The sequence below is a fragment of the Streptomyces sp. NPDC048269 genome, from assembly GCF_040652395.1.
Classification (GTDB): domain Bacteria; phylum Actinomycetota; class Actinomycetes; order Streptomycetales; family Streptomycetaceae; genus Streptomyces.
Window position 1 is genome coordinate 73,963 of record NZ_JBEZLW010000015.1, and the last position, 24,676, is coordinate 98,638.

A 24,676-nucleotide genomic window follows, 5' to 3' on the forward strand; every position below is an offset into this window, starting at 1 on the left:
GCTCAGGCGAGGCCGGCGGCGTGCAACAGGCCCTGCCAGTCGGGGATCTTGACCGAGCGGCGGCCCAGGGAGCGGCCCAGTTCGGTCTCGGCCGACTCGATGGCCTGCCAGCCCGGCCATTCCACCGGCCGCAGGCCCGCGGCCCGCATCGCGTCCAGCGGATCGCCGGGCAGCTCGCGGCGGGCCAGCGTCCCCGCGTCCTGGAGCAGGGAGGACGCCGTCTCCTTGGCGCAGGGCCGGTTCGTGCCGATCACCCCCGTCGGGCCGCGTTTGATCCAGCCCGCCACGTACTCGCCGACCGAGGCCCGGCCCGCGCGGACGACCCGGCCCGCCGCGTGCGGGACCGTGCCCCTCGCCGGATCGAAGGGCAGACCGGCCAGCGGGACGCCCTTGTACCCCACCGAGCGCAGCACCAGCTGCGCCTCGATGTCCTCGTAGGCCCCCGTCCCGGTCACCCCGCCGAGGCCGTCCGGGACGGTCCGCTCGAAGCGCATGCCGGTCACCCGGCCGTCGGGCCCGCCCAGCACCTCCACCGGCCGCAGGTAGAACCGCAGGGCGATGCGGCGCGGCCCGTCTCCCGCTCCGGCCTGTGCCCAGCCGCGCAGCACCTCCAGGTTCCGCCGCGCCACCGCGGGCAGCGCCGCGGCCGCCGCCGGATCGTCGTACACCGGGTCGAGGGCGGCCTCGGCGGGGTCCACCACCGCGTCCACACCCGGCAGCGTGCCCAGCTCCCGCAGCTCCTTGGTGGTGAACTTGCCCTGCGAGGGGCCGCGCCGGGCCACCATGGCCACCCGGCGCAACCCGCTGTCCGCGAGCGCGCCGAGCGCGGGCTGCGGCATGTCCGTCGGCTCCAGCTCCGCCACGCCCCGGGCAAGGATCCGCGTCACGTCCACCGCGACGTTGCCCGCGCCGACCACGACCGCCGAGTCCACCCCGGCCAGGTCGAAGACTTCGGCGGCGGCATCCGGGTGCCCGCTGTACCAGGACACGAAGGCCGTCGCGGAATGCACCCCCGCCAGGTCCTCGCCGGGGATCCCCAGCAGCCGGTCCCGGGCCGCGCCCACGCAGTACACCACCGCGTGGTAGAGCTCCAACAGCCGTTCCGTGGGCAGTTGCCCGCCGCCGACCTCGACGTTCCCGAGGAAGCGGATCCGCTCGTCCTCCAGCACGGTGCGCAGGCTGCCCTGCAGCGATTTGATCTTCTCGTGGTCCGGCGCGACCCCGTACCGCACGAGCCCGTACGGCGCGGGCAGCCGGTCGAGCACGTCGACCCGTATCCCGGGCACCTCGCGCTGCTGGACCAGCGTCTGGGCCGCGTAGACCCCGCTGGGGCCCGATCCGACGACGGCGACACGAAGCACGGCGGAGCTCCTCCCGCAGGTGGTCCCAGCATGACACCGGCTTCCCCGGCAGTCAGCCCATCGCGCGCATCCGGTGGATCTCGGCGCTCTGCGTCGCCACCACCTCGGTGGCCATCTCCTCGACAGCCACGTTGTTGCCGCCGGTCAGCGCCTCGCCCGCCATCTTCAGGGCACCTTCGTGGTGGGCGGTCATCAGCTTCAGGAAGAGCCGGTCGAAGTCGGCTCCCTCGGCTTCGGACAGTTCCTTCAGCTGCTGCTCGGTCGCCATGCCCGGCATCGCGCCGTGGTCGTGTCCGTGCCCGCCGGAGGCCGCCGGCGGCGCGGGATGGAGCGTGAGCCACTTCTCCATCGCCCCGATCTCGGGCTGCTGCGCGGCGGTGATCCGTTCCGCCAGCCGCTTGACGCCGTCCGCCGAGGCCCGCTTCGGTGCCAGCGCGCTCATCGTCAGGGCCTGCCGGTGATGTTCGATCATGTTCTGGACGTACGCGTGGTCGGCGGCGTTCGGGCTGTCGTCGGGCTTTTCCTTCGCGGCCTGTTCGGGGGTGAGGGTGCGCGCCTTCTCGCCCGGCTTGCCCGGTGCGACGACCATGGCGCGTCCGTCCTCGGACCCGTCCGCCCGGTCGTCCCCCTGGCAGCCGGCGAGTGCCAGCAGGAGCCCGGCGGCCAAGGCCGCTCCGGCGGATCGGCCGAGCCGCGTGCGTAAGGCCGTGCGGCCCCGGGGGGCTTTTGCCATGTCCATGAAAAGGAAGATACTGCCGGGGTCCTGGTTCCGTTCCCCCAACGACCGGAACCGACCGGACTCCCATGGGAGGGCACGTGAGCTCGTTCCACACCACGAGAGTGCGCAGCGGAAGGGTGGGAGCGGCCGTCGCGGCGGCCGGGCTCCTCACCGCACTCCTGACCGCCGGACCGGCGGCCGCCACCCCGGACCCGGGTGACTCAACCCCCGGAAGCGGCAACCAGCAGAGCGCGGGCCTCGTCGACGGCGGGGAGCTCGCCCCCGGCGAGATCCCCGGTCAGGACGAGATCGTGCACAGCGCCAACATCAAACCCCTGGCCAACATCCCCAGCGCCGACCCCGCCGTCATCAACTCCGACCTGGCCTTCCAGGGCAGGTATGCCTACGCGGGCAACTACAACGGCTTCACGATCTACGACATCGCCAACCCGAAGGCACCGAAGACCGTCACCCAGGTGCTGTGCCCCGGCGGCCAGAACGACATCTCCGTCTACGGGGACCTGCTCTTCCTCTCCACCGACTCCTCCCGCAGCGACGACTCCTGCAGCAGCGTCTCGCAGCCCGCGACGGAGAAGTCCTCGTGGGAGGGCATCAAGATCTTCGACATCAAGGACAAGAAGCACCCCAAGTACATCAAGTCCGTCGAGACGAACTGCGGCTCCCACACCCACACCCTGGTGCCGGGCGGCCGCGACATCTACCTCTACGTCGCCTCGTACTCCCCGAACGAGGCCTTCCCCGACTGCAAGCCGCCGCACGACGGCATCTCGGTGGTGAAGGTCCCGAAGAAGGCGCCGACGCAGGCCGCGGTCGTCGCCTTCCCGATCCTCTTCCCCGACGGCGGCAACCCCGGCGGGCCCACCAACCCCGGGGTCTCCAAGACCACCGGCTGCCACGACATCACCGTGCTGCCGTCGAAGAACCTGGCCGCCGGCGCCTGCATGGGCGACGGCATCCTCTTCGACATCAGCAAGCCCGAACAGCCGCGGGTCATCGACCGGGTGCAGGACAACGTGAACTTCGCGTTCTGGCACTCGGCCACCTTCAACGAGCGGGCGGACAAGGTGGTGTTCACCGACGAACTCGGCGGCGGTAGCGGCCCCACCTGCAACGAGGCCACCGGCCCCCACCGGGGCGCGGACGGCATCTACGACATCACCGGCAGCGGGGACGGGCGCAAGCTCGCCTTCCGCGGCTACTTCAAGATCCCGCGGCACCAGGCCGACACCGAGAACTGCGTGGCGCACAACGGCTCGCTGATCCCGGTCGGCGGCGGCCGCGACATCATGGTGCAGGCCTGGTACCAGGGCGGCGTCTCGGTGTGGGAGTTCACCGACTCCACACAGCCCAAGGAGATCGGGTACTTCGAACGCGGCCCGCTGACCACGGACCAGCTCGGACTGGGCGGGTCCTGGTCGGCGTACTACTACAACGGGCACATCTACTCGAACGACATCGCCAAGGGCCTCGACGTGCTGCGGCTGGACGACTGGCGCACCGAGAGCGCGAAGTGGGTGTGGCTGGACCGGCTCAACGTGCAGAGCCAGCCCGAGTACCGGTGACGCCCTCGACGCCCTTGAAGCCGAGGGGCTAGAGGTGTGAGGGAAATGTTCCGCCGGGCGGCCCGCCGTCCGGCGGGACGCCGAGCTCCCAGTCCAGCCCGTAGCGCTGGAACAGCTCGGCCCGCAGCCGGGCCGCCGGCATCGGCGCGCCCGGCAGCAGGACCGCCACCACGGCGCCCATCAGCAGTGCCCGTAGCAGCGGATAGTCCACGTCCACGTCCGTCGAGCCGTACCGGGCGACGGTGTCCCGCAGCAGTTCGGCGAGCCGCTGCTGCTCGGCGCACTGGACGAAGCCGTCGGCCTGGAGGATGCCCGCCATGTGCGTCCGCATCAGCCGCGGCTCGTCCCGGGCCAGCCCGAGGATCGCGTCGACGGCCCGGGCCAGCCGCTCGCGCCCCTCGTGCTCGCCGGCGGGCAGCGGCTCGCGCTCCAGGGCCGCCTGCAGGGTGAGGTGCATCAGCCGGTGCACGGCCGACTGCAGCAACTGCCTCTTGCCCGGGAAGTAGTACGAGACCAGGCCACGTGCGGCGCCCGCCCGGTCGGCGATGTCGCCGAGCGTCGTTTCCTCGTAGCCCCGTTCGGCGACGAGCTCGACCGTGGCCTGGAGCAGCCGCTCCCGGGAACGTCTGCGCAATTCTTCATTGACCGATGCGCTGCGCGGGGACATGCTTACTCCTGCGTTGACTGGCTCAGAGCCAATATACTCAGCGCGCGGAGGGCCTGCTCTGGGTGAAACGGGGGATCGCCCAGGGCAGGCACACCGAGTAGGCACGCCGAGGCCCGGCGCGTAGGCACGCCGAGCAGCCGTCGAGCAGGCCGTCGGGCACGCCGAGCAGGCCGACCGGGCGGGCACGCCGAGCAGGCACGCCGACACCTCAGGGTCCGGCCGTGCCGGATCCCCGCCGGCGGACGGAGCCGGACGTCGCGAGCGCCACGAAGGCCACGCCCAGCAGCCAGCCCGCGACCACGTCCGACACCCAGTGGACGCCCAGGTACAGGCGGGTGAAGCCGACCCCGATCACGGAGACCGCGGCCACCGCCCAGGCGGTACCCACCCACCACGCGGGAGTCCGCCGGGGGAGCAGCCAGAGCAGCAGCCCGCACACCACCGTCGCCGTCATCGCGTGGCCCGACGGGTAGGCCGAGAAGTGGGCCGAGGCCACCGGGTCCGGCCACACCGGGCGCTCCCGTCCCACCAGCCCCTTCACCCCCTGCTGCACTGCCGCGGACACCAGGGTGGCAAGGCCCACCCGCAGCGCCCGATCCCTGTCCCCGCGCCACCACAGCGTCACACAGGCGACGGCGGCCAGGGCCCGCATGGTCCACGGATCCCACACCCAGTCGGAGAGGATCCGCACCGCATGGGTGAACCCGGCACGGGCGACCGCTTGTCCGTGCAGATCCCGGGCGACCTGGTCGTCGTACGACAGGAGCGGCTGCCAGCCCGCCACCACCAGCACGGTCAGGACGGCCGCGAGGAGCGCACAGCCGGTACCCGCCCACCGCAAGTGATCGTTCCGCATACGGGGATCCTGCCACCGGCGGGCGGCAGGCGAGGACGGGCGCGCTACGCCAGGGCGCTCAGCCCGGGCACGAAGGCCACCAGCAGCGGCACCGCCGGGACCAGCGTGGCCAGAACCGTCAGCCGGAGCCTGTGCATCGCCGACAGCCGGGGCGCGGCAGACAGGAGCCGGCGCACCCGCTCCTGGACGTGCGCCTGCGGGGCGGCGGAGGGCCCGAACGCCCCGCGGTCCTCGTTCAGTCCGACCAGGGCCAGCGCGATCGTGAGGCGCCCGTACCGCCGCGAGGCCACGTCGTCGGCGGCCAGCTCGACGAGGCGGTGCATCTCCGCCTCGAACGCAGCGAAGACGGGCACCTGCGGGAACCCGCCGGCCAGCGCCCGCGAGCAGTGCAGCAGCCAGTCGTGCCGGGCCGCCGCGTGCCCCTGTTCGTGCGCGAGTACGGCATCGAGCTGGCTCCCCTTCAGCCGGCCCAGCGCCGCCGTCGTGACCACCAGCTGCGGGGCCGCCCCAGGAAGCCACCAGGCGTCCGGCCGCTGCCCCTCCAGTACGACGAGCCGCGCGCCCGCCGGGTCCTCCCCGGGCAACAGCGGGGCCCGCTCCAGCAGTTCGGTGCTCTGGGTGCGCCGCCGGGTCCGCGCCCGCAGCACCTCCCGGGCCAGCATCGCCCCGGTCCACAGCGCCCCGCCCGCCAGCGCGAGCGCCGTTCCGGCGGCCCAGGGACCGCCGGACGTGCCCAGGGCGTACGCGTCGACCACGCCGTGCGGGGCGGCGGCGAACAGCCGCCCCCGGACCGCCTGCCAGGCGGCCGCCGCGCTCAGCAGCATCGACAGCCCGAAGCACAGGAGCACCGCGCCCACCACGCACTGCCACACCCACAGGGCGACGACCGGTTCACGCTCGGGCCATCGGGCCCGGCCCAGCAGACGGGGCGCGAGCACCGCGGTCAGTGCGCCGAGCATCAGGAGTGCGGCGGGGACCATCATGTCCACCAGCCTATGAGCGGGGGGCTACCTGCGGGTACGGCCGCGGGGCATTGGTGACGCAGGACACGTGGGCCGCCGCCGTCACATCGTGAGCAGCATGGCCAACATCCCCATCCCCATGGCCAGTCGGCACGCCCGGGTCAGCTCGGCCGCCCGCCGGGGACCCGGGGACGGACCGCCCGCGGCCGTCGCCACCGGGCGGGCGCCCCCGCCCGCCGTCACCAGCCGGGCCCCTCCCAGCAGGACGTAACCCGCGAAGTAGAGGAGCAGCGCCCCGGTGACCAGGGGCAGCCCCGCGCCGTGCCCGTACCCCGCGGCCGCCGTCAGCGCCATGTAGGCCATGGCCAGCGAGCCGACCAGGTGGTGCGCGTGGTGCACCCCGCCGCGCAGCATCCACACCGCGTGCACGGCCGCGGCGCAGAAGACCAGCCCCAGCACGAGCGCCTGCCACCCGTCGCGGGCCCCGAAGGGCACCGCCATCAGCGCCATGCCGAACCCCATCACGGCCTCCCCGGCAGCGCCGCCGCCCGATCTGCGCACCTGCCCGAGGCAGTACGCGCCGCTCACCGCGCACAGCAGCACGAGCAGCCAGGAGGAGGCGGCGGCAGATGCGGACATGGTGGAACCGTGCACGGCGGAACCTCCCGGTTCGTCGGCGTCACGGGAAGAGATGCCCGGCCCGGGCGGCCCGCACGCCGCCCCGGGGGAGGTTCTCCTCCTGCCGCCCCGGGATAGGCTCTCCGCAGCCGTACCGGGCATGTCACATGCCACCGCGCAGAACGGAGCCCCCCGATGTCGACCGCCAACCCCGCCGCCCTGAGCTTTCGCAGCGCCGTAGAGGCGGACGTGACGGAGCTGGTGGCACTCGTCGAGTCGGCGTACCGCGGTGACGCCAGCCGTGGCGGCTGGACCACGGAGGCCGACTACCTGGAGGGGCAGCGCACCGACGCGGACGGGGTCCGCCAGATCATCGAGGCGCCCGACAGCACCCTGGTGGTCGTCGAACGCGCCGGTGAGCTCGTCGCGTGCTGCCAGCTCGAACACCGGGGGGACCACGCCTACTTCGGGATGTTCGCGGTCCGTCCCGGGCTCCAGGGCGCGGGCCTCGGCAAGGAGATCCTGGCCGAGGCCGAGCACCGCGCCCGTGACACGTGGGGTGCCAAGGAGATGCGCATGACGGTGGTGAACGTACGGGAGGAGCTCATCGCCTACTACGTGCGCCGCGGTTACCGGCGCACCGGCGAGCTGAGCCCCTTCCCCTACGGCGACGAGCGCTTCGGAGTTCCGCTCCGCGACGACCTGGCCTTCGAACTGCTGGTCAAGCCGCTCTGACCGGTCGGGGCGCCGACCGGGCGCGCCGACCGGTGACGGGCGCCGTCACGCGGTGAAGCGGCCCGTGCTGCGGATCTCCGGGAAGTCGGTGGCCGCGCCGTCCAGGCCGAGCGCCCGCGCGAGCCGCAGCTGGTCCAGGGTGTTGACGGCCAGGCCGGTCACCCGCAACCCGGCCGCGTGCGCCGCCTCCACGGTCTCCAGGGAGAGCCGCCGGATGTCCACGGCGACCGTCGCCGCGCCCGCGGTCCGCGCCCGTGCCACGAGGTCCTCGCCCTTGCCGCCGGCGCGGTCCGCGTGGAGCACGGTCCGCACGCCCGGCACCAGCCGGGCCGTCTCGGCCAGCAGCGCCTCGTCGGAGGAGGTCACTTCCACGCGGGCGGTCAGGTCGCGGCGCAGGAGCAGTTCAGCGAGCACCCCGGCGGCGGCCCGGTCCCGGACCGACGCCTGGAGCGGGACCCGGACAGCGTCCAGGACGTCCTCGAAGACCGGCACGCGCTCGCCCTTGCCGGCGTCCAGCCCGCTCAGTTCGGCAAGGGTCAGGTCGGCGACGGCGCCCGAGCCGTCGGTCGTCCGGTCCACCTCGGGGTCGTGCAGGGCGACGAGGGCGCCGTCCTTGCTCAGTCGGAGGTCCAGGGCGATGGCGTCCATGCCGGAACGTTCCGCTCGGAGATACGACCGCAGGGTGTTCTCCGGTTCGACACCCATGACCCCGCGGTGACCGATGGTGAGGAAAGTCAAGGTTCTCTCGCTTCCGTCGACGGCGGCTCCCCGCGCGGTCGCGGTGTCCCGACCGGCCGCGCGCGATGAGGACGCATGCTAGTGCGCCGAGGGCGCGAAGGGACCGGCCGTGCAAGGCCCCGCCGGGGCCCACCGGCCGCTTCTCGCCGGGGTTGTGAGACCGGGCGCGGCCCGTGGCGGTCCCGCCGCGTCACCCGGGCGTGGGCGCGTCCCCATCGGCTTGACGGCCCGCGCTCCCGGCCCCGGCGACGGCCTCGGTGACCGCGGTCCCGGTGGGCTCCTTCCGGTCGGCGCCCAGGTCGGCGAGGTCGTCCAGGAGGGCCTGTGCGAGCTCCAGTTCCGCCAGGTGCTGCCGCTCGCTCCAGCGCAGCGCGAGGGCGGGGAAGGCCCATTCCGGTACGCCGCCCGCCTGCTCCCTCGCCTCCCGTACGGCGGCCAGCTCGGCCCGGGTGCGCTCCATGTGCCCGGCGACCATCGCGCGCAGCCGCTCGGGCTGGGCGAGGTGCCCTAGCCAGACCCGCAGCAGCAGCCCGTGCTTGAGCACCGGGGGACCGGCCTCGGCCGTGTCTGCGGCCCAGCCGGCCAGGGCCTCGCGCCCCGCGCCGGTGATGGAGTAGCGCCGCTTGGCCCGCGCCTCCTCGGGCCCCGAGCGCACGGAGGCCGCGTAACCCAGCTCCTCCAGCCTCCGCAGCTCCGCGTAGATCTGGCTGATGGCCGGTGACCAGTAGAAGAAGCGCAGCGAGGAGTCCGCCCACTTCTTCAGCTCGTAGCCCGTGCGCTCCCCAGGGAACGAGAGCAGGCCGAGAACCGCCCACGCCGTCGGCGGCAGCTCTTGCTTCTTCGCCTTCTGACTACTAGTCATATTCCTAATTGAAGTAAGACCGGGCACGGGACGCAACCCTGGAGGCACCGTGAAATTCTCCGTGATCTTCGAAGCCCAGCTGGCCGATCCGACCGTGGAGCGGGAGCACCAGGTCATCCGCGACAGCGTCGAGCAGGCCGTGCTGGCCGAGCGGATGGGATTCGACCGGATCTGGGCGGTCGAACACCACGCACTGAAGTGGTACGCCCACATGTCGGCCCCGGAGGTCTTCCTGACCTGGGTCGCCGCCAAGACCAGCACCATACGCATCGGGCACGGGGTCGTGTGCATGCCCTTCAACTTCAACCACCCGGTCCGGGTCGCGGAACGGGCCGCGATGCTCGACCTGCTCTCCGGCGGACGGCTCGACCTCGGGGCCGGGCGCGGGGGCACCGAGCAGGAGTCCTCGCTGTGCGGGGTCGACCGGGAGCGCACCACGATGGAGGTCGAGGAGGCCCTGAGGATCATCGGCAAGGCCTGGCAGGAGGAGGAGCTGGAGTACCACGGTGAGCTGATCGACATCGACCCGCACCCGATCCTGCCGCGGCCGCGGCAGACCCCGCACCCGCCGCTGTTCCTGGCGTGCAGCCGGGGCGAAACCCTGGTCCAGGCGGCCGAGCTGGGGATCGGGGCCCTGGTGATGGGCTTCGCCGGACCCGAGTCGATCGCGGGGATGCGGTCCGTCTACGACGCGGCGGTCGCCGGGCGGGACGGCCGCCGGTTCGTGTCCACGGTGGTCAACGACCACTTCTCCGTGCTCTGCCCGACGATCGTGCTGGACGACCGGGAGGAGGCGCGGCGCATCGGCATCCGCGGGCAGCGGTTCTTCGCCCAGTCCATCGGCCACTGGTACGGCGGGGCGGGCATCCCGGACGAGGCGGTGGTCGCGGGAGCCGACGAGCCGGCGCGGATGCGCGAGGCGGCCGAGCAGGTGGTGGCCCGGCTGCACGAGCTGGACATCCCGGTCCGGCCGACCTCGACGGCGACCTTCAACGCCGACCACGCCTACGGCAGCGCCGACGACGCCATCGCCTACGTGGAGCGGCTCAGGGCGGCGGGCGCCGACGAGGTCATGTGCCTGATCCAGATGGGCACCGTGGAGCAGGAAGCCTGCCTGGAGACCCTGCGCCAGTGGGGCGAGAAGGTCATCCCGCACTTCCGGGGCCTGTGATGAGCGGCCCCGCCGACCCCGCCGCCCGGCCCTTCCTCGACGCACTGGCCGCCGTCTTCCCCGATGTGGGCGGGAGCGTCACCGACGCCGACGAGGCCCGGCGGATCCTCGCGGCCGTGCCCCGCCCGGCCGTGCGGACGCCGCGCGTCGGAGCCGTCGAGGACCGGACGGTACCCGGCCCGCCGGGGGCTCCGGCGCTACCCGTCCGGATCTACCTGCCCGACCCTGAGCAGTGGCCCGGGCCGCGGCCGACGGTGGTGTTCTGCCACGGCGGCGGCTGGGTGCTGGGCGACCTGGACACCTACGACACCACCGCCCGGAACCTGTCGCGGGCGGCCGGCGCCGCAGTGGTCTCCGTCGACTACCGGCGGGCCCCCGAGCACCGTTTCCCGGCAGCCGCCCAGGACGCGTACGCGGCCCTGTGCTGGGCCGGCGGGCACCTCGGGGAGCTGGGCGGCGACCCGGGGGCCCTGGTGGTCGCGGGGGACAGTGCCGGGGGCAACCTCGCCGCCGCCTCGCTGCTGCTGGCCCGCGAGCGCGGGGGGCCGGCCGTCGCCCTCCAGGTGCTGGCCTATCCCGCACTGGACGCCGCCCAGGACACCGAGTCGTACCGGAGCAACGCCGAGGGCTGTTTCCTGACCGCCGCGCACATGGCCTGGTTCTGGGAGCAGTACCTCGGCCCGGCCGGGAGCGGCGGGCATCCGGCGGCCTCGCCGCTGCGCGCGGACCTGCACGGGCTGCCGCCCGCCCATGTGGTCGTCGCCGGGTGCGATCCCCTGCGGGACGACGGGCTGGCGTACCACCGCCGGCTGCGAGCGAGCGGGGTTCCCTCGGTCCTCGACAGCCGTCCCGGGATGTTCCACGGCTTCCTGGCGCTGTCGGCGGTACTGCCGGAGGCCCGGCAGGCCATGGAGAAGCTGGGCGGAGCCATCCGCTCCACCCTGACGAACGGGAAGACTTTCGGCGTATCGGGGGGTCGAGCAGGATAATTTCCCGAGTTACCTCTTGAGCAGGAGAGCCTCGTCCGTTTACGCTGCCTTGACGTGAGGTTCTCCTGTGGAGGAAGTGACATGACGGAAACTCTTGTGCCGGGTGTCGGCGGTGCCGTGATAACCGCCGGGACGCGGGTGGTGGACCACCCCGCGTGGCCCGAGCTCAAGGCCGCCGTGGAGGAGATCCGCCCCTGGCAGTCCAAGGACGGCTCCATCGACTTCGAGGCCGAGGGCGCACCCGCCCAGCACACCGCCGAGGCCGCCGTCGGTCGCGTGATCCGCGCCGTCGAGACGCTGTCCCCGCTGCTCCCGCACGCCACCGCTTACCACGAGGCGCTCGTCGACGACCTGCGCAAGTGGGCCGCGGGCGGCTTCCAGGTGCCGGACTTCCTCGACTCCCTGCTGGCCTTCCAGCCGGCCGCCGAGCGCGCCGACGGGCTCCAGCACCTCGTCGTCTTCCCGATGTACACGCAGAACGGCAACCCGGACCGCAATCTGGAGGCCGTGGCGCTCAAGATGGTGTGGCCCGAGTGGCTCTCCGAGCTGGAGCGCACCCGGTACGACAACCCGCTCTTCCTCGGCATCACGTTCGAGGACTTCACCGCGGGCTACGACACGCACTCCGCCGTGCTGTTCCCGGAGACCATCGCCGTCCGCGAGGCTCCCGAGCGCTTCACCTGGGGCGGCATCTTCTGCGACCGCGAGGCCGCCCGCTTCCGCAAGGTCACCGAGGCCGCCGTCGACATCCTGGGCATCGAGCTGCCCGCCGACATCGCCGCCATGGTCACCGACCAGGAGCGCTGCGAGAAGGCGTTCGTCCTGTGGGACATGGTCCACGACCGCACCCACAGCCACGGCGACCTGCCGTTCGACCCCTTCATGATCAAGCAGCGCCAGCCGTTCTGGATGTACGGCCTGGAGGAGCTGCGCTGCGACCTCACCGCCTTCAAGGAGGCCGTGAAGCTGGAGTCCGAGGGCAACGAGCACGGCCGTGACGTGCAGTACGCCGTCCTCTTCGACCGGATGTTCCGCTTCCCCGTCTCCGGTGACCGCAACCGCAACTACGACGGTCTCGGCGGCCAGCTGCTCTTCGCGTACCTCCACAAGCACGACGTCGTGCGCTGGACGGACAACAAGCTGAAGATCGACTGGATGCGTGCCCCGCAGGTCACCAACCAGCTGTGCGGCGAGATCGAGGACCTCTACCGGGCCGGCATCGACCGCCCGAAGCTCGTCCACTGGTTCAAGGCCTACGAGCTGGTCTCGACGTACCTCGCCCCGCACCCGGGCTCCAAGTGGGCCAAGGGCCCCGACGCCCTCGACATGACGCAGCCTCCGCGCAAGCTGGTGGACGACGTGCTTCCGGACGAGTTTCCGCTCAGCATGTTCTTTGAGGCCCTCGCCAAGAAGCTGAAGGGCGTGATCGCCTCGACGAAGGGCATCACGGCCCGTAACGCGGAGCACGCCGACCGGGTCGCCGCGTGAGCACTCGCCCTCAGGAGGCTGCACAGATGAACGGCTCCGGGAACGGCAACGGAAAGCTGCACGGCGCGGTGGTGGCGGTGGCCGGGGCCGGTGGGCCCGCCGGGCGCGCCACCCTGCTCCGCCTCGCCGAGGCGGGTGCGGTGGTCGTGGCGTCCGACGCCGATCCGACGCGCCTCGCCGAGGCCGTGGACGCGGCGCGGTACGCCCACGGCGGTGCCACCGTCACGGGTGACACCGTGGACCTGCTCGACCTCGACGCGACCAAGGCGTGGGCCGACCGGACCGAGAAGGAGTTCGGCCGGATCGACGGTCTCGTCCACCTCGTCGGCGGCTGGCGCGGCAGCACCACCTTCACCGACACCGACCTCGCGGACTGGGACTTCCTGGAGAAGCTCCTCATCCGCACCGTCCAGCACACCTCGCTCGCCTTCCACGACGGACTGCTGCGCAGCGACCGCGGACGCTTCGTCCTGATCAGCCAGTCCGGCGCGCACAAGCCGGTCGCCAACAACGCCGCGTACAACGCGGGCAAGGCGGCGGCCGAGGCCTGGACCCTGGCCCTCGCGGACTCCTTCCGCAAGGCGGGCGGCGACGAGGGCCCGGGCGCGGCAGCTGCGATCCTGGTCATCAAGGCACTGGTGCACGACGCGATGCGCGCCGAGCGTCCCAATGCGAAGTTCGCGGGCTTCACCGACGTCAAGGAGCTGGCCGAGGCCATCGCCGGCGTCTGGGAGCGGCCCGCCACCGATGTGAACGGACAGCGTCTGTGGCTCACTCCGCAACCGTGAGAACCGATGCCGGGAAGACCGACGCCCGGCAGCACCACGACCCGGCGGTGCGCGGTTTCGCGAGCGACAACTACGCGGGGGTGCACCCCGAGGTCCTGGCGGCCGTCGCGCTGGCCAATGGCGGCCACCAGGTCTCGTACGGCGAGGACGAGTACACCGAACACCTGCAGAAGGTCATCCGCAGCCACTTCGGGCCGTACGCGGAAGCCTTCCCGGTCTTCAACGGCACGGGCGCCAACGTCGTCGCCCTGCAGGCCATGACCGACCGGTGGGGCGCCGTGATCTGCGCCAAGACCGCCCACATCAACGTGGACGAGGGCGGCGCGCCCGAGCGGATGGCGGGCATCAAGCTGCTCGCCGTGCCCACCCCGGACGGCAAGCTCACCCCCGAGCTGATCGACCAGGAGGCCTGGGGCTTCGAGGACGAGCACCGGGCCATGCCCCAGGTCGTCTCGATCACCCAGAACACCGAACTCGGCACGGTCTACACTCCGGACGAGATCAAGGCCATCTGCGACCACGCCCACGGCCTCGGCATGAAGGTGCACCTCGACGGTGCCCGGATAGCCAACGCCGCGGCCTCGCTCGACGTGCCCATGCGCAGCTTCACGAACACGGTCGGCGTGGACGTGCTGTCGTACGGCGGCACCAAGAACGGCATGATGTTCGGCGAGGCCGTGGTGGTGCTCAACCCGGACGCGGTCCGGCAGATGAAGCACATCCGCAAGATGTCGATGCAGCTCGCGTCGAAGATGCGGTTCGTGTCGGTGCAGCTGGAAGCGCTGCTCGCCAAGGACCTGTGGCTGCGCAACGCCCGGCACGCCAACGCGATGGCGCAGCGGCTCGCCGCGGGCGTGCGCGAGACGGACGGCGTGGAGATCCTCTACCCGGTGCAGGCGAACGCGGTGTTCGCGCGGCTGCCGCACGAGGTGTCCCGGCGGCTGCAGAAGCGTTACCGCTTCTATTTCTGGGACGAGGCCGCCGGTGACGTCCGCTGGATGTGCGGCTTCGACACCCAGGAAGAGGACGTGGACGGCTTCCTCCAGGCGCTCAAGGAAGAGCTCGCCCGATAATGCGATAGGTATGCGAATGGTCGCATAGGTATGCTCCTGGATCATGGAACTGATCCAGGAGCAACCCGACCTTGCCGCCTACCTCGTGGCCGACGACGTCATCGACCACCACCATCCGCTCGTCCGCGAAACCGCCGACGCGCTCTGGACGGCCACGGGCGGCGAGGCCTCTTCGTACGCCGCGGCCGCCTTCGAGTTCGTCCGCGACACGATCCCGCACTCGGCGGACTCGGGCGATGCCCGCGTCTCCTGGCGCGCCTCCGACGTGCTGGCCACCCGCAACGGCATCTGCTACGCCAAGTCCCACGCCCTGGCCGCCCTCCTGCGCGCCCAGGGCATCCCGACGGCATTCTGCTACCAGCTCCTCGCGGACGACGACGGGACGAACCCCGTGATCCACGGGCTGATCGCGCTGCGCCTGCCCGGCGGTTCGCGCTGGCACCGCCAGGACGCGCGCGGCAACAAGCCCGGTGTGGACGCCCGGTTCAGCCTCGACGGCGAGCAACTGGCCTTCCCCGTCCGGCCCGAACTCGGCGAGATCGACCACCCCGAGCTGTACGCCGCCCCGCACCCCGCCGCCCTCAAGGCCCTCCAGGAATCCGCCGACCGGCCGGAGCTGTGGCGGAACCTTCCGACGGCGCTGTAACCACTGGCGCTGCCGATGACGGGCCGGGCTCCCGCGCGGCCGTCACTACGTGCAGCAGGGCCGCCGCGAGCTGCAGCCCGGCGATCCCGGTCAGCAGCGTCCACGCGGGCGCGTCGGCCGCGAACCCCACCAGGGCCGCCCCGGCCGACGCCGCCGTGACCTTCAGCCCCGCACCGAGGGTGAAGACCTGCGTCCGCACCTCGGCCGGGGCGTGCTCCGAGCGGATCCGCAGGGTGGCCGTGAGCAGCGGTCCGTCGCACACCCCGGCCACCGCGAACAGCGCCGCGGTGGCGGCGACCGACGGCGTGAACGCGGCCGCCGCCAGCGCCGCCCCGGTCCCGGCCAGTGCCCACCGCACCAGCACGCCCGGCTCCACGGCCGTCATCCGGCCCAGCGTGAGCGAACCGGCCAGGGCGCCCACCGCGAAGGCCGTCATCAGGACGCCCCCGGCACCCGGGCTGCCGAGCCCCTCGGCCAGAAGGACCGAGGTGGTGGTGAGGGCGCCCACGCCCACGAAGGCCACGGTCGTCGCCGAGGTGACCGCCCGCAGCTCCCGGACCCGCCACAGGGCGGCGAGCCCCGCGCCCAGGCCCGCCCGCGGCCCGGCCTTCGGGCCGCCCGCGCGGGGATCCTCGTACGGGAGCGTGGCCGCGAGCCCGGCCGCCAGCGCGCCGGAGCCCGCCAGGACCGCCATCGCCGGAGCGGCGGAACCAAGCGACGCGGCCAGGCTGACCGCCGCGGGGGCGGTGACCGCGGCCCCGTTGTAGGTGGAGGCGTCCCAGCCGTACGCGCGGTCGCGCCCGGCGCCCGCCGGGACCAGGCCCGTTACCAGGCTGGAGAGGCCGCCCGTCACCATCGGCCCGCAGCTGCCGCCGAGCACCGCCACCGCGAGCACCAGCGGCATCGGTGCGCGGCCCAGCAGCACGGCCAGGGTCGCCACGGCGGCCGTGAATCCGGCGAGGGCGCCGACGTGGAAGAACCTCGGTCGGCGGGTCCGGGCCGCGGCGGCGCCCGCCAGCGGAGCCGCCAGCACGTGCGGTGCCAGCCAGGCCGTCAGTACGAACGCCCCGTACGCCGCGCTCCCGGTGCGCTCCACGGCGAGCAGTACCACGGCCATGCCCATGCCCTCCGAGGCGAACCGCCCGGCCAGTGCCGCCGCCAAGTACCGCCCGAACCCGCTCATCCCCGGACCCTCCCCGCAGTGTGTAACGTGATAGGCGGACAAGACGTTACGTCATTCGGGTGTATGGGGAAAGGATCCGGGCATGGCGGATTCCCGAGGGGGTTTCTCGGCTGCCCGGCGGCTGATCGACCTCGCCGAGGCGGTCCGGGCGGACCCCGAACTGCCGCGCGCCGCCCTCGCGGAGCTGCTCGCCGGGCACGGCCAGCGCCCGGCGGACCTGACCGAGCAGGCGTTCTCCGAGGCGGGCGCCGCCGAACTGCGCGCCGCGGCCCGGCGGATGGCGGGGGTGCTCGCCGAGCGGGACGAGGAGCGTGCCGTCGGCGCCCTCAACGCGCTGCTGGCGGAGTGCGCCACCCGGCCCCGGCTGACCCGGCACGACGGCCACCCCTGGCACCTGCACGTGGACCGGGGGGAGGGGGCGGGCTGGGGCGACTGGTTCCTCGCCTCCGGCGCCCTCGCACTCGCCCAACTGCTCACCGAGTACGGCCGGATCGCGTGGGGCGCCTGCGCCGCCGCGGGCTGCGGACGGTTCTTCCTGGCCACCGGGCCGGGCAGTGCCCGCCGGTACTGCTCCACCGCGTGTGCCGGACGGGCCCGCGTCGCCGCTCACCGCCGCCGCAAGCACGAAGAGGGTCAAGGGAGGTGAAGGCCAACGGGAAGGCCCGTGCGGAGGCGAACGCCGGCGGCCGACGCCAGGGTCGAGGCGAGACGATCGAAGGCGATGTGACGGTCGATAGGAAAGTTTCTTGTCGGACATCGTTGTCAGCTTGGCATGGGCATGAGTACCTTCGGGTTCGCCGGAACCCCCTCCCACCGGAAGGCCCCCCATGCGTTTCGGATCACCCGCCGCGCTCACCGCCCTGGCCCTCGGCCTGGCGGCGGCCGTGGCACCCGTCCCCACCCTCGCGGCGCCCCCCACCCCCGCCGCGCCCGCCGCCCCCGCGCAGTTCGCCCACCCCGGAGTCCTCAACAGCCGCGCGCAACTGGACTTCGTACGGGCGAAGGTGCAAGCCGGTCAGCAGCCGTGGAAGCCGGCGTTCGATTCCATGCTCGCGAGCAAGTACGGCTCGCTGTTCCGCACGCCCCAGCCGCGCGCCGTCGTCGAGTGCGGCTCGTACTCGAACCCGGACATCGGCTGCTCCGACGAGCGCGAGGACGCCATCGCCGCCTACACCCAGGCGCTCGCCTGGTACGTCACCAGGGACAGCCGCTACGCGAAGAAGTCGATCGAGCTGATGGACGCCTGGTCCGGGACGATCAAGGACCACACCAACAGCAACGCACCCCTGCAGAGCGGCTGGGCGGGCTCGACCTGGCCGCGCGCCGCCGAGATCATCAAGCACACGTACACCGGCGGCTGGGCGAACCAGGGCCGCTTCGCGACCATGCTGCGCGAGGTCTACCTGCCCGAGGTGATCAACGGAAGGCCGAACACCAACGGCAACTGGGAACTGATCATGATGGACGCCGCCGTCGGCATGGCCGTCCACCTCGACGACCGCGCGAGCTACGACAAGGCGATGGGGATCTACCTCGGCCGCGTCCCCGCATACTTCTACCTCGCGTCCGACGGAACGCAGCCCGTCTATCCGCCGCGCTCCACCATCGACACCAGGAGCGAGCTGGTGGAGTACTGGCACGGCCAGAGCACCTTCGTGGACGGCCTCGCCCAGGAGACCTGCCGGGACTTCGGCCACACCGGCATGGGGATCGCGGCGGCCATGCACGTTGCCGAGACCTCGCGCATCCAGGGGCGTGACCTGTACCCGCAGTTCAAGGACCGGTTCCGGCACGCGCTCGGCTTCCACGCGAAGTTCGAGCTCGGCGAGGCGGTGCCGTCCTGGCTGTGCGGCGGAAGCCTGTCCAAGGGCATCGGCCCGGCGACCGAGGTCGGCTACAACGCCCTGCACACCCGGCTCGGCGTGAGCATGGAGAACACCCGCAGGCTCACCGAGGGGCGGCGCCCGGCGGGCACGGAGAACCACTTCGAGGCGTGGGAGACCCTGACCCACGCCGACAACCCCCACTGAGCGGAACGACGGAGGCCGTGCGGCCCCGCCCGGAGGGCGCGGCGGCACGGCCGGTCACGGCAGGCGCGGGCGGGTCAGCCCGCTTCCTTGACCTGGGCCGGCGTCGGCGCGGTCCCGCCCAGGTGGGCCGGCAGCCACCACGAGTCCTCGGTGCCCTTGGGCGTGTCCGGATAGGCGCGCTGCGCCGCGTCCAGCAGTTCCTGCACGCGCTCGCGCAGCCGCCGGGTGATGGCGCCGGCGTACTGGTCCGTCGGCGCTTCGAGCGGCTCGCCGACGCGCATCGTCACCGGGACGTGGCTGCGCTTGAGGTTCTTCGGGCGGCCCTTGGTCCACAGCCGCTGGGTGCCCCACAGCGCCACCGGAATCAGCGGGACGCCGGCCTCCTGCGCCATGCGCGCCGCACCCGACTTGAAGCTCTTGAGGGTGAAGGACTGGGAGATCGTCGCTTCCGGGAACACACCGATGATCTCGCCGGCGCGCAGCGAGTCGAGCGCGTGCTGGTACGCCGTCTCACCCTGCGAGCGGTCCACCGGGATGTGCTTCATCGCGCGCATCAGCGGGCCGGACACCCTGTGCCGGAACACCGACTCCTTCGCCATGAAGCGCACCAGGCGCTTCTGCGGCCGCGCGGTCAGGCCGGCGAAGATGAAGTCGAGGTAGCCGATGTGGTTCGACACCAGGACGGCCCCGCCCTTGCGCGGGATGTTCTCGGTGCCCTTCATGTCGATACGGATGTCCAGCGCACGGAAGAGCGTGTGCGCGGCGCCGATCACCGGGGGGTAGACGAACTCAGCCATGGTGCGGAGACCCCGCTTTCTGCCTGGGGAGGTGCTCCCGGCCGGAAGTTACGGCAGCGTAGGTACGCGCCATTGGGGATCGTGCCCCATGTGCGCGCTGCTGGCCAGCCCAGACGCCCGAGCCCGGGGAGATTCTCGTCACGCCGGGAATCACGCAGGTCCGGCGGGCGGTTCGTTCCCCGTACGAGCGTACGGCGATGATGTACGCACACGAAGGCGACGGCGGTGCGACGACGGGAGCGCGGGTGCGCGGGCAGCGAGAGGCGGCGGGCCGGCTGGGCGCGGCGGAACTGGGCGCGGAGCCGGGGGAGCGGGCCAGCCTGGTGCAGTTCTCCAGCGCCTTCTGCCAGCCCTGCCGGGCCACCCGGCGGATCCTCGCCGAGGTCGCGGCGATGGTCGAGGGGGTGGCGCACATCGAGATCGACGCCGAGGACCGGCTCGAACTGGTCCGCGCCCTGGGGATCGAGAAGACCCCGACCGTCCTCGTCCTGGACGGGGCGGGCCGGATCGTCCGGCGGGCGGCCGGGATGCCGCGCAAGGCGGACGTGATCGCCGCCCTGGGGGCGGCCGTATGAAAGGCACACCGGTGCGGGAGGCGGTGCGAGTACCCGTGTCCGCGCCGGCGCGAGTACTCGTGTCCGCGCCGGTGCACGCGCCGTCGCGGGCGCCCGCACGCAGCGTGACGCGCCTGACATCTGCCGGATCCCGCTTGACTGTGTACACGCGGGATCGCCAGGCTGACCGTATGCCGTATGAACTCCTGCTCTACGGACGGGTCCATGTGGACCTCGTCCGCCACGCGAGCGCGCGCTGTCGGGATCACTGAACGTCCCAGGTCCCCGATCCCCGACAGCGCCCGCGTGCTCCGCGGCAGAAGGAAGTACCCCGATGACCGCTCCTGCGGCCCCGACGGCTCCGGCCCCCCGATTCCACGCCGGGCTCCCCGGCTCGCCCGAGCTCCTGCGCTCCGTGTTCCGGCAGCACGCCGCCGGAGTCGCCGTGATCACCGCCGAGACCGGCGGCCGTCCGGCGGGCTTCACCGCCACCTCGCTCAACTCGGTGTCGGCGGAGCCGCCGCTGCTCTCCTTCACCATCGGCACCGGGTCCTCCAGCTGGCCCGCCGTGCGCGACAGTGGTCACCTCGGGGTCCACATACTCGGCGAGCACCAGCGGGAGCTGGCCGGCCTGTTCGCGCGGAGCGGAGCCGATCGTTTCGGCCCGGGCACGGCATGGAGCGCGGGGCCCCACGGGGTTCCCGTGCTGGACGGCGTGCTGGCCTGGCTGGTGTGCAGGGTGGTGGCCCGTGTGCCCGCCGGTGAGCATCGTGTGATCATCGCCGAGGCGGTCGCGGGGGACCCGGCCGGGGAGGGCCGTCCCCTGCTGTACCACCAGGGTCGCTTCAACGCGCTGCGCGACTGAATCGTCCCTGCTGGGGCGGGTTCGGGCGGCGTTGGACAGATCACAGTTCACCGGCCTTGCGAGTTCGTGGCACCCACGATGTACTGACGAGTAACATTCCCTTCGGAGCGCGGGCCGCCCCGACCGGGATCCGCCCGACAAGGCGCCTATGCTGCCTGCACAAGGCGGTACCAGAAAAGACGATGCGGTAGGAGAGCCGGCGTGAGCCTGAGGATCGTTGTCTGTGTGAAGTACGTGCCCGACGCCACCGGCGACCGGCAGTTCACCGAGGACTTGACCGTCAACCGTGACGACGTCGACGGCCTGCTGTCGGAGCTCGACGAGTACGCCGTCGAGCAGGCGCTGCAGATCGCCGAAGAGGCGGACGACGCGGAGATCACCGTCCTGACGGTGGGCCCCGAGGACGCCAAGGACGCGCTGCGCAAGGCGCTGTCGATGGGCGCCGACAAGGCCATCCACGTCGAGGACGACGACCTGCACGGTACGGACGTCATGGGTACCTCGCTGGTGCTCGCCAAGGCGATCGAGAAGGCCGGTTACGACCTGGTCATCACGGGCATGGCCTCCACCGACGGCACCATGGGCGTGCTCCCGGCGATCCTGGCCGAGCGCCTGGGCGTCCCGCAGGTCACCCTGCTCTCCGAGGTCAAGGTCGAGGACGGCACCGTGACCGGCCGCCGCGACGGCGACAGCGCGAGCGAGCAGCTGGAGGCCTCCCTCCCGGCGCTCGTCTCGGTGACGGACCAGTCGGGCGAGGCCCGCTACCCGTCCTTCAAGGGCATCATGGCCGCCAAGAAGAAGCCGGTGGAGTCCTGGGACCTGGAGGAGCTGGAGCTCGAGGCCGACGAGGTCGGTCTGGAAGGCTCCTGGACCAAGGTCGACTCCGCGGCGCAGCGTCCGGCCCGCACCGCCGGCACGATCGTCAAGGACGAGGGCGAGGGCGGCAAGCAGCTGGCCGAGTTCCTGGCCGGCCAGAAGTTCATCTGAGAACTTCGGCCAACCCCTCAATAGCCCCCAGACACTTCGCAATAGCAGGAGAGCAGTCCCATGGCTGAAGTTCTCGTCTACGTCGACCACGTGGACGGCGCCGTCCGCAAGCCCACCCTCGAGCTGCTGACGCTGGCCCGCCGCCTCGGCGAGCCCGTCGCCGTCGCCCTGGGCGCCGGTGCCGACGCCACCGCCGCGGTGCTCGCCGAGCACGGCGCGGTCAAGGTCCTCACCGCCGACGCCCCCGAGTTCACCGAGTACCTCGTCGTACCGAAGGTCGACGCGCTCCAGGCCGCGTACGAGGCCGTGTCCCCGGCCGCCGTGCTCGTCCCGTCCTCTGCCGAGGGCAAGGAGATCGCCGCGCGCCTGGCGGTCCGCATCGGCTCCGGCATCATCACCGACGCCATCGACCTGGAGGCCGGTGACGAGGGTCCGGTCGCGACGCAGTCCGCCTTCGCCGCGTCGTTCACCACGAAGTCCCGCGTCTCCAAGGGCACCCCGGTCATCACCGTGAAGCCGAACTCGGCCCCGGTCGAGGCCGCCCCGGCCGCCGGCGCCGTCGAGGCGCTCGCCGTCACCTTCGGCGCCCTGGCGACCGGCACCAAGGTCACCGGCCGCACCCCGCGCGAGTCGACCGGCCGCCCCGAGCTGACCGAGGCCGCGATCGTGGTCTCCGGCGGCCGCGGTGTCAACGGCGCCGAGAACTTCCACATCATCGAGGAGCTCGCGGACTCCCTCGGTGCGGCCGTCGGTGCCTCGCGCGCCGCCGTCGACGCCGGCTGGTACCCGCACTCCAACCAGGTCGGCCAGACCGGCAAGTCCGTCTCCCCGCAGCTGTACATCGCCTCCGGCATCTCGGGCGCGATCCAGCACCGGGCCGGCATGCAGACCTCGAAGACCATCGTGGCCATCAACAAGGACGCCGAGGCCCCGATCTTCGACCTGGTCGACTACGGCGTGGTCGGCGACCTCTTCACGGTCGTCCCGCAGCTGACCGAGGAGATCAAGGCGCGCAAGGGCTGACCTCTGGTCTGACCTGCGGGTAAGTGGTCTCCGGGGCCGTGTGGTGATTGTCACCGCACGGCCCCGAGTCGTTTGTCCAGGACGGGCGAGGGACCATTGACGGAGCGGAACCCCCGTGACTAAATTCTGCTATGCGGATCTAAGCTTCCGTGAAGCGGAAAAGAGGAGAGTGCACGATGGGTCAGCAGGAGAAGGTGGCGACGAGCCTCGCAGGCGCGGTCAGCGAGGGCATCAGCGCCTCCCTCGCGCCGGTGGACGCGGAACTCGCGCGCCACTACCCGGGCGACCCCGGCACCCGCCAGCCCATCCACACGGTCTACGTGCCCGGTGACGTCTTCGCCGCCGACACCATCCGCTCCTGGGGCGACCAGGCCCTCGCCGCGCTGGACGAACACGCCCCGGACGCCGCCACCTTCGCCAAGGTGCTCGGCATCTCCGACGAGCTGGCCGTACCGGTCTACGACCGCGTCCGCGCCAAGCTCGCCTCCGAGCCGATCGAGGACCTCCGCGTCGACTTCGAGGACGGCTTCGGCGTCCGCTCCGAGCAGGAGGAGGACCAGGCCGCGGCCCGCGCCGCCCGCCTCGTGGCGGAGGCGTTCTCCAACGGCACGAACGCCCCGTACATGGGCATCCGCATGAAGTGCATGGAGTCCAACGTCCGCGACCGCGGCATCCGCACCACCGACATCTTCCTCTCCGGCCTGCTGGCGAACGGCGGACTCCCCGAGGGCCTCGTCCTGACCCTCCCCAAGGTCACGTACGCCGAGCAGGTCAGTGCCTTCGTCAAGCTGCTGGAGGCCTTCGAGACGGCCCGCGGCCTGCGCCCCGGCCGGATCGGCTTCGAGATCCAGATCGAGACCAGCCAGTCCATTCTGGCCTCCGACGGCACCGCCACCGTGGCCCGGATGATCGAGGCCGCCAAGGGCCGCGCCACGGGCCTCCACTACGGCACCTTCGACTACAGCGCCTGCGTCGGCGTCTCCGCCGCGTACCAGTCGAGCGACCACCCGGCCGCCGACCACGCGAAGGCGATCATGCAGGTCGCGGCCGCCGGCACCGGCGTACGCGTGTCCGACGGCTCCACGAACGTGCTGCCGATCGGCACCACCGAGCACGTCCACGACGCCTGGAAGCTCCACTACGGCCTGACCCGCCGCGCCCTGGCCCGCGCCTACTACCAGGGCTGGGACATGCACCCGGCGCACCTGCCGACCCGCTACGCGGCCGTCTTCACCTTCTACCGCGAGGGCCTCGACGCCGCCGCCGCGCGCCTGAAGGCCTACGTCGCCAAGATCGAGGGCGACGTGATGGACGAGCCCGCCACCGCCAAGGCGCTGGCCGGATACCTGGTCCGCGGCCTCGACTGCGGCGCGGTCGGCGCCGAGGAGGTCACCGCCCTGACCGGCCTGACCCGCGCCGAACTCGACGCCTTCGCCATCCCGCGCCGCTCGGCGACGCTGACGGCGACCGCCTGATCCTGTCGCCCGGCCTGCGCGAGGCCCGTCCGGAACCGCTTCCGGACGGGCCTTCGCGGCAGTTCACACCCGCCCGACGATCCAACGGCGCAGGACCCCGTCCATCCCGCCGGAGACGAGCAGCGAGCCGTCGGGAGTGAAGGCGACGTGCCGTACGGGGCCGTCGTGGCCGTACTCGTCGTACGCGTACAGGATCCTGACCAGCCCCATCAGCGTGTCCGCACGGACCAGCCGCTTGCCGTTGAAGGCCTCGCTCTGGGTGGCGGGCGACAGCTGGATCCCGCTGCCCGAGCGCGCCGCGCGGGTGACGAGATCGCGGTACGAGGGCTTGCCGCGGGCGATCCGCAGCCGGTGCAGATCGGCTGCGAGGGCGGCCAGTTCCTCCTCGAAGGTCCGGGGAGGCTGTCGCGGGAGCTGCGGCTCCATGGCGATCAGGTTAAAGCGCCCGCGCGGATCGGTCCCGAACTTTCCCGAACACCACGCAACGGCGCCGTGTTCCGCCGAACA

Annotated in this window: 26 protein-coding genes; 15 read left to right on the forward strand and 11 right to left on the reverse strand. The window is 72.3% G+C overall.

Annotated features, from left to right (window positions below; genetic code table 11):
- Nucleotides 1-2: 2 nt before the first annotated feature.
- Both AB0D48_RS18915 and AB0D48_RS18920 read right to left on the reverse strand, forming a co-directional pair.
- Entirely contained in the window at nt 3-1,361 is a 1,359-nt protein-coding gene (locus AB0D48_RS18915) for an FAD-dependent oxidoreductase (protein WP_362397614.1), read from the reverse strand.
- Between the two features lie 52 nt (nt 1,362-1,413).
- A complete protein-coding gene (locus AB0D48_RS18920; RefSeq protein ID WP_362397617.1) occupies nt 1,414-2,028 on the reverse strand; it encodes a DUF305 domain-containing protein in 615 nt (204 codons plus the stop codon).
- A gap of 149 nt (nt 2,029-2,177) precedes the next feature.
- Here AB0D48_RS18920 and AB0D48_RS18925 point away from each other — a divergent pair, with 149 nt between their 5' ends.
- The gene (locus tag AB0D48_RS18925) at nt 2,178-3,662 is read left to right on the forward strand and encodes a hypothetical protein (protein WP_362397620.1); all 1,485 of its coding nucleotides are present in this window, start codon (nt 2,178-2,180) and stop codon (nt 3,660-3,662) included.
- A gap of 28 nt (nt 3,663-3,690) precedes the next feature.
- Here AB0D48_RS18925 and AB0D48_RS18930 read toward each other — a convergent pair whose 3' ends face one another.
- From AB0D48_RS18930 to AB0D48_RS18945, 4 genes are all read right to left on the reverse strand, one after another.
- Nucleotides 3,691-4,329: a helix-turn-helix domain-containing protein gene (locus tag AB0D48_RS18930; RefSeq protein WP_362397623.1), complete on the reverse strand. Its 639-nt coding sequence runs from the start codon at nt 4,327-4,329 to the stop codon at nt 3,691-3,693.
- A gap of 208 nt (nt 4,330-4,537) precedes the next feature.
- Entirely contained in the window at nt 4,538-5,185 is a 648-nt protein-coding gene (locus tag AB0D48_RS18935; RefSeq protein ID WP_362397625.1) for a phosphatase PAP2 family protein, read from the reverse strand.
- Nucleotides 5,186-5,229: 44 nt separating this feature from the next.
- The gene (locus tag AB0D48_RS18940) at nt 5,230-6,168 is read right to left on the reverse strand and encodes a M56 family metallopeptidase (protein ID WP_362397628.1); all 939 of its coding nucleotides are present in this window, start codon (nt 6,166-6,168) and stop codon (nt 5,230-5,232) included.
- An 81-nt stretch (nt 6,169-6,249) separates the two neighbouring features.
- Nucleotides 6,250-6,786, reverse strand: coding sequence for a DUF5134 domain-containing protein (locus AB0D48_RS18945; protein ID WP_362397631.1), 537 nt, complete (start codon nt 6,784-6,786; stop codon nt 6,250-6,252).
- Nucleotides 6,787-6,960: 174 nt separating this feature from the next.
- Between AB0D48_RS18945 and AB0D48_RS18950 the strand changes: the two genes are divergently transcribed.
- Nucleotides 6,961-7,500 (forward strand): GNAT family N-acetyltransferase, encoded by a 540-nt coding sequence (locus AB0D48_RS18950; RefSeq protein ID WP_362397633.1) that lies wholly within the window; start codon nt 6,961-6,963, stop codon nt 7,498-7,500.
- A gap of 45 nt (nt 7,501-7,545) precedes the next feature.
- On the opposite strand, the gene AB0D48_RS18955 is transcribed toward AB0D48_RS18950, so the two are convergent.
- A complete protein-coding gene (locus AB0D48_RS18955; RefSeq protein WP_362397636.1) occupies nt 7,546-8,238 on the reverse strand; it encodes a glycerophosphodiester phosphodiesterase family protein in 693 nt (230 codons plus the stop codon).
- 190 nt (nt 8,239-8,428) lie between these two features.
- The gene (locus tag AB0D48_RS18960) at nt 8,429-9,100 is read right to left on the reverse strand and encodes a PadR family transcriptional regulator (RefSeq protein WP_362397639.1); all 672 of its coding nucleotides are present in this window, start codon (nt 9,098-9,100) and stop codon (nt 8,429-8,431) included.
- 49 nt (nt 9,101-9,149) lie between these two features.
- On the opposite strand from AB0D48_RS18960, the gene AB0D48_RS18965 reads away from it, so the two are divergent.
- The 6 genes from AB0D48_RS18965 to AB0D48_RS18990 all read left to right on the forward strand — a co-directional run bounded on the left by AB0D48_RS18965 (nt 9,150) and on the right by AB0D48_RS18990 (nt 15,255).
- Complete coding sequence (locus AB0D48_RS18965; RefSeq protein WP_362397642.1) at nt 9,150-10,271, forward strand: LLM class flavin-dependent oxidoreductase; 1,122 nt, start codon at nt 9,150-9,152, stop codon at nt 10,269-10,271.
- The gene (locus AB0D48_RS18970; protein ID WP_362397645.1) at nt 10,271-11,260 is read left to right on the forward strand and encodes an alpha/beta hydrolase; all 990 of its coding nucleotides are present in this window, start codon (nt 10,271-10,273) and stop codon (nt 11,258-11,260) included. The genes AB0D48_RS18965 and AB0D48_RS18970 overlap by 1 nt, the downstream gene beginning before the upstream one ends.
- 81 nt (nt 11,261-11,341) lie before the next feature.
- Nucleotides 11,342-12,748: a DUF6421 family protein gene (locus AB0D48_RS18975; RefSeq protein ID WP_362397648.1), complete on the forward strand. Its 1,407-nt coding sequence runs from the start codon at nt 11,342-11,344 to the stop codon at nt 12,746-12,748.
- A 26-nt stretch (nt 12,749-12,774) separates the two neighbouring features.
- Nucleotides 12,775-13,536, forward strand: coding sequence for an SDR family oxidoreductase (locus AB0D48_RS18980; RefSeq protein ID WP_362397651.1), 762 nt, complete (start codon nt 12,775-12,777; stop codon nt 13,534-13,536).
- Nucleotides 13,533-14,609, forward strand: coding sequence for a low specificity L-threonine aldolase (locus AB0D48_RS18985; RefSeq protein WP_362397654.1), 1,077 nt, complete (start codon nt 13,533-13,535; stop codon nt 14,607-14,609). Before AB0D48_RS18980 ends, AB0D48_RS18985 begins: the two co-directional genes overlap by 4 nt.
- Before the next feature lie 43 nt (nt 14,610-14,652).
- Nucleotides 14,653-15,255 carry a transglutaminase family protein gene (locus AB0D48_RS18990; RefSeq protein ID WP_362397657.1) on the forward strand — a complete coding sequence of 201 codons (603 nt, stop codon included), beginning with the start codon at nt 14,653-14,655 and terminating at the stop codon, nt 15,253-15,255.
- Here the strand turns inward: AB0D48_RS18990 and AB0D48_RS18995 are convergent.
- Nucleotides 15,191-16,438, reverse strand: coding sequence for an MFS transporter (locus AB0D48_RS18995; protein ID WP_362397659.1), 1,248 nt, complete (start codon nt 16,436-16,438; stop codon nt 15,191-15,193). The two genes, AB0D48_RS18990 and AB0D48_RS18995, sit on opposite strands and share 65 nt — an antisense overlap.
- Before the next feature lie 82 nt (nt 16,439-16,520).
- On the opposite strand from AB0D48_RS18995, the gene AB0D48_RS19000 reads away from it, so the two are divergent.
- Nucleotides 16,521-17,084, forward strand: coding sequence for a CGNR zinc finger domain-containing protein (locus AB0D48_RS19000; protein ID WP_362397662.1), 564 nt, complete (start codon nt 16,521-16,523; stop codon nt 17,082-17,084).
- Nucleotides 17,085-17,265: 181 nt separating this feature from the next.
- Nucleotides 17,266-18,468, forward strand: a complete 1,203-nt coding sequence (locus tag AB0D48_RS19005; RefSeq protein ID WP_362397665.1) for an alginate lyase family protein — start codon at nt 17,266-17,268, stop codon at nt 18,466-18,468.
- 74 nt (nt 18,469-18,542) lie between these two features.
- On the opposite strand, the gene AB0D48_RS19010 is transcribed toward AB0D48_RS19005, so the two are convergent.
- Nucleotides 18,543-19,265, reverse strand: a complete 723-nt coding sequence (locus AB0D48_RS19010; protein WP_362397668.1) for a lysophospholipid acyltransferase family protein — start codon at nt 19,263-19,265, stop codon at nt 18,543-18,545.
- Between the two features lie 200 nt (nt 19,266-19,465).
- On the opposite strand from AB0D48_RS19010, the gene AB0D48_RS19015 reads away from it, so the two are divergent.
- The 5 genes from AB0D48_RS19015 to AB0D48_RS19035 all read left to right on the forward strand — a co-directional run bounded on the left by AB0D48_RS19015 (nt 19,466) and on the right by AB0D48_RS19035 (nt 24,169).
- Complete coding sequence (locus AB0D48_RS19015) at nt 19,466-19,840, forward strand: thioredoxin family protein (protein ID WP_362397868.1); 375 nt, start codon at nt 19,466-19,468, stop codon at nt 19,838-19,840.
- Between the two features lie 313 nt (nt 19,841-20,153).
- A complete protein-coding gene (locus AB0D48_RS19020) occupies nt 20,154-20,684 on the forward strand; it encodes a flavin reductase family protein (RefSeq protein ID WP_362397671.1) in 531 nt (176 codons plus the stop codon).
- Between the two features lie 201 nt (nt 20,685-20,885).
- Entirely contained in the window at nt 20,886-21,671 is a 786-nt protein-coding gene (locus tag AB0D48_RS19025; protein WP_362397674.1) for an electron transfer flavoprotein subunit beta/FixA family protein, read from the forward strand.
- 60 nt (nt 21,672-21,731) lie between these two features.
- Nucleotides 21,732-22,694 carry an electron transfer flavoprotein subunit alpha/FixB family protein gene (locus AB0D48_RS19030; protein WP_362397677.1) on the forward strand — a complete coding sequence of 321 codons (963 nt, stop codon included), beginning with the start codon at nt 21,732-21,734 and terminating at the stop codon, nt 22,692-22,694.
- A gap of 176 nt (nt 22,695-22,870) precedes the next feature.
- Nucleotides 22,871-24,169, forward strand: coding sequence for an aldolase (locus AB0D48_RS19035; protein ID WP_362397680.1), 1,299 nt, complete (start codon nt 22,871-22,873; stop codon nt 24,167-24,169).
- Nucleotides 24,170-24,232: 63 nt separating this feature from the next.
- On the opposite strand, the gene AB0D48_RS19040 is transcribed toward AB0D48_RS19035, so the two are convergent.
- Nucleotides 24,233-24,595 carry a WD40 repeat domain-containing protein gene (locus AB0D48_RS19040; protein ID WP_362397683.1) on the reverse strand — a complete coding sequence of 121 codons (363 nt, stop codon included), beginning with the start codon at nt 24,593-24,595 and terminating at the stop codon, nt 24,233-24,235.
- Nucleotides 24,596-24,676: the final 81 nt, after the last annotated feature.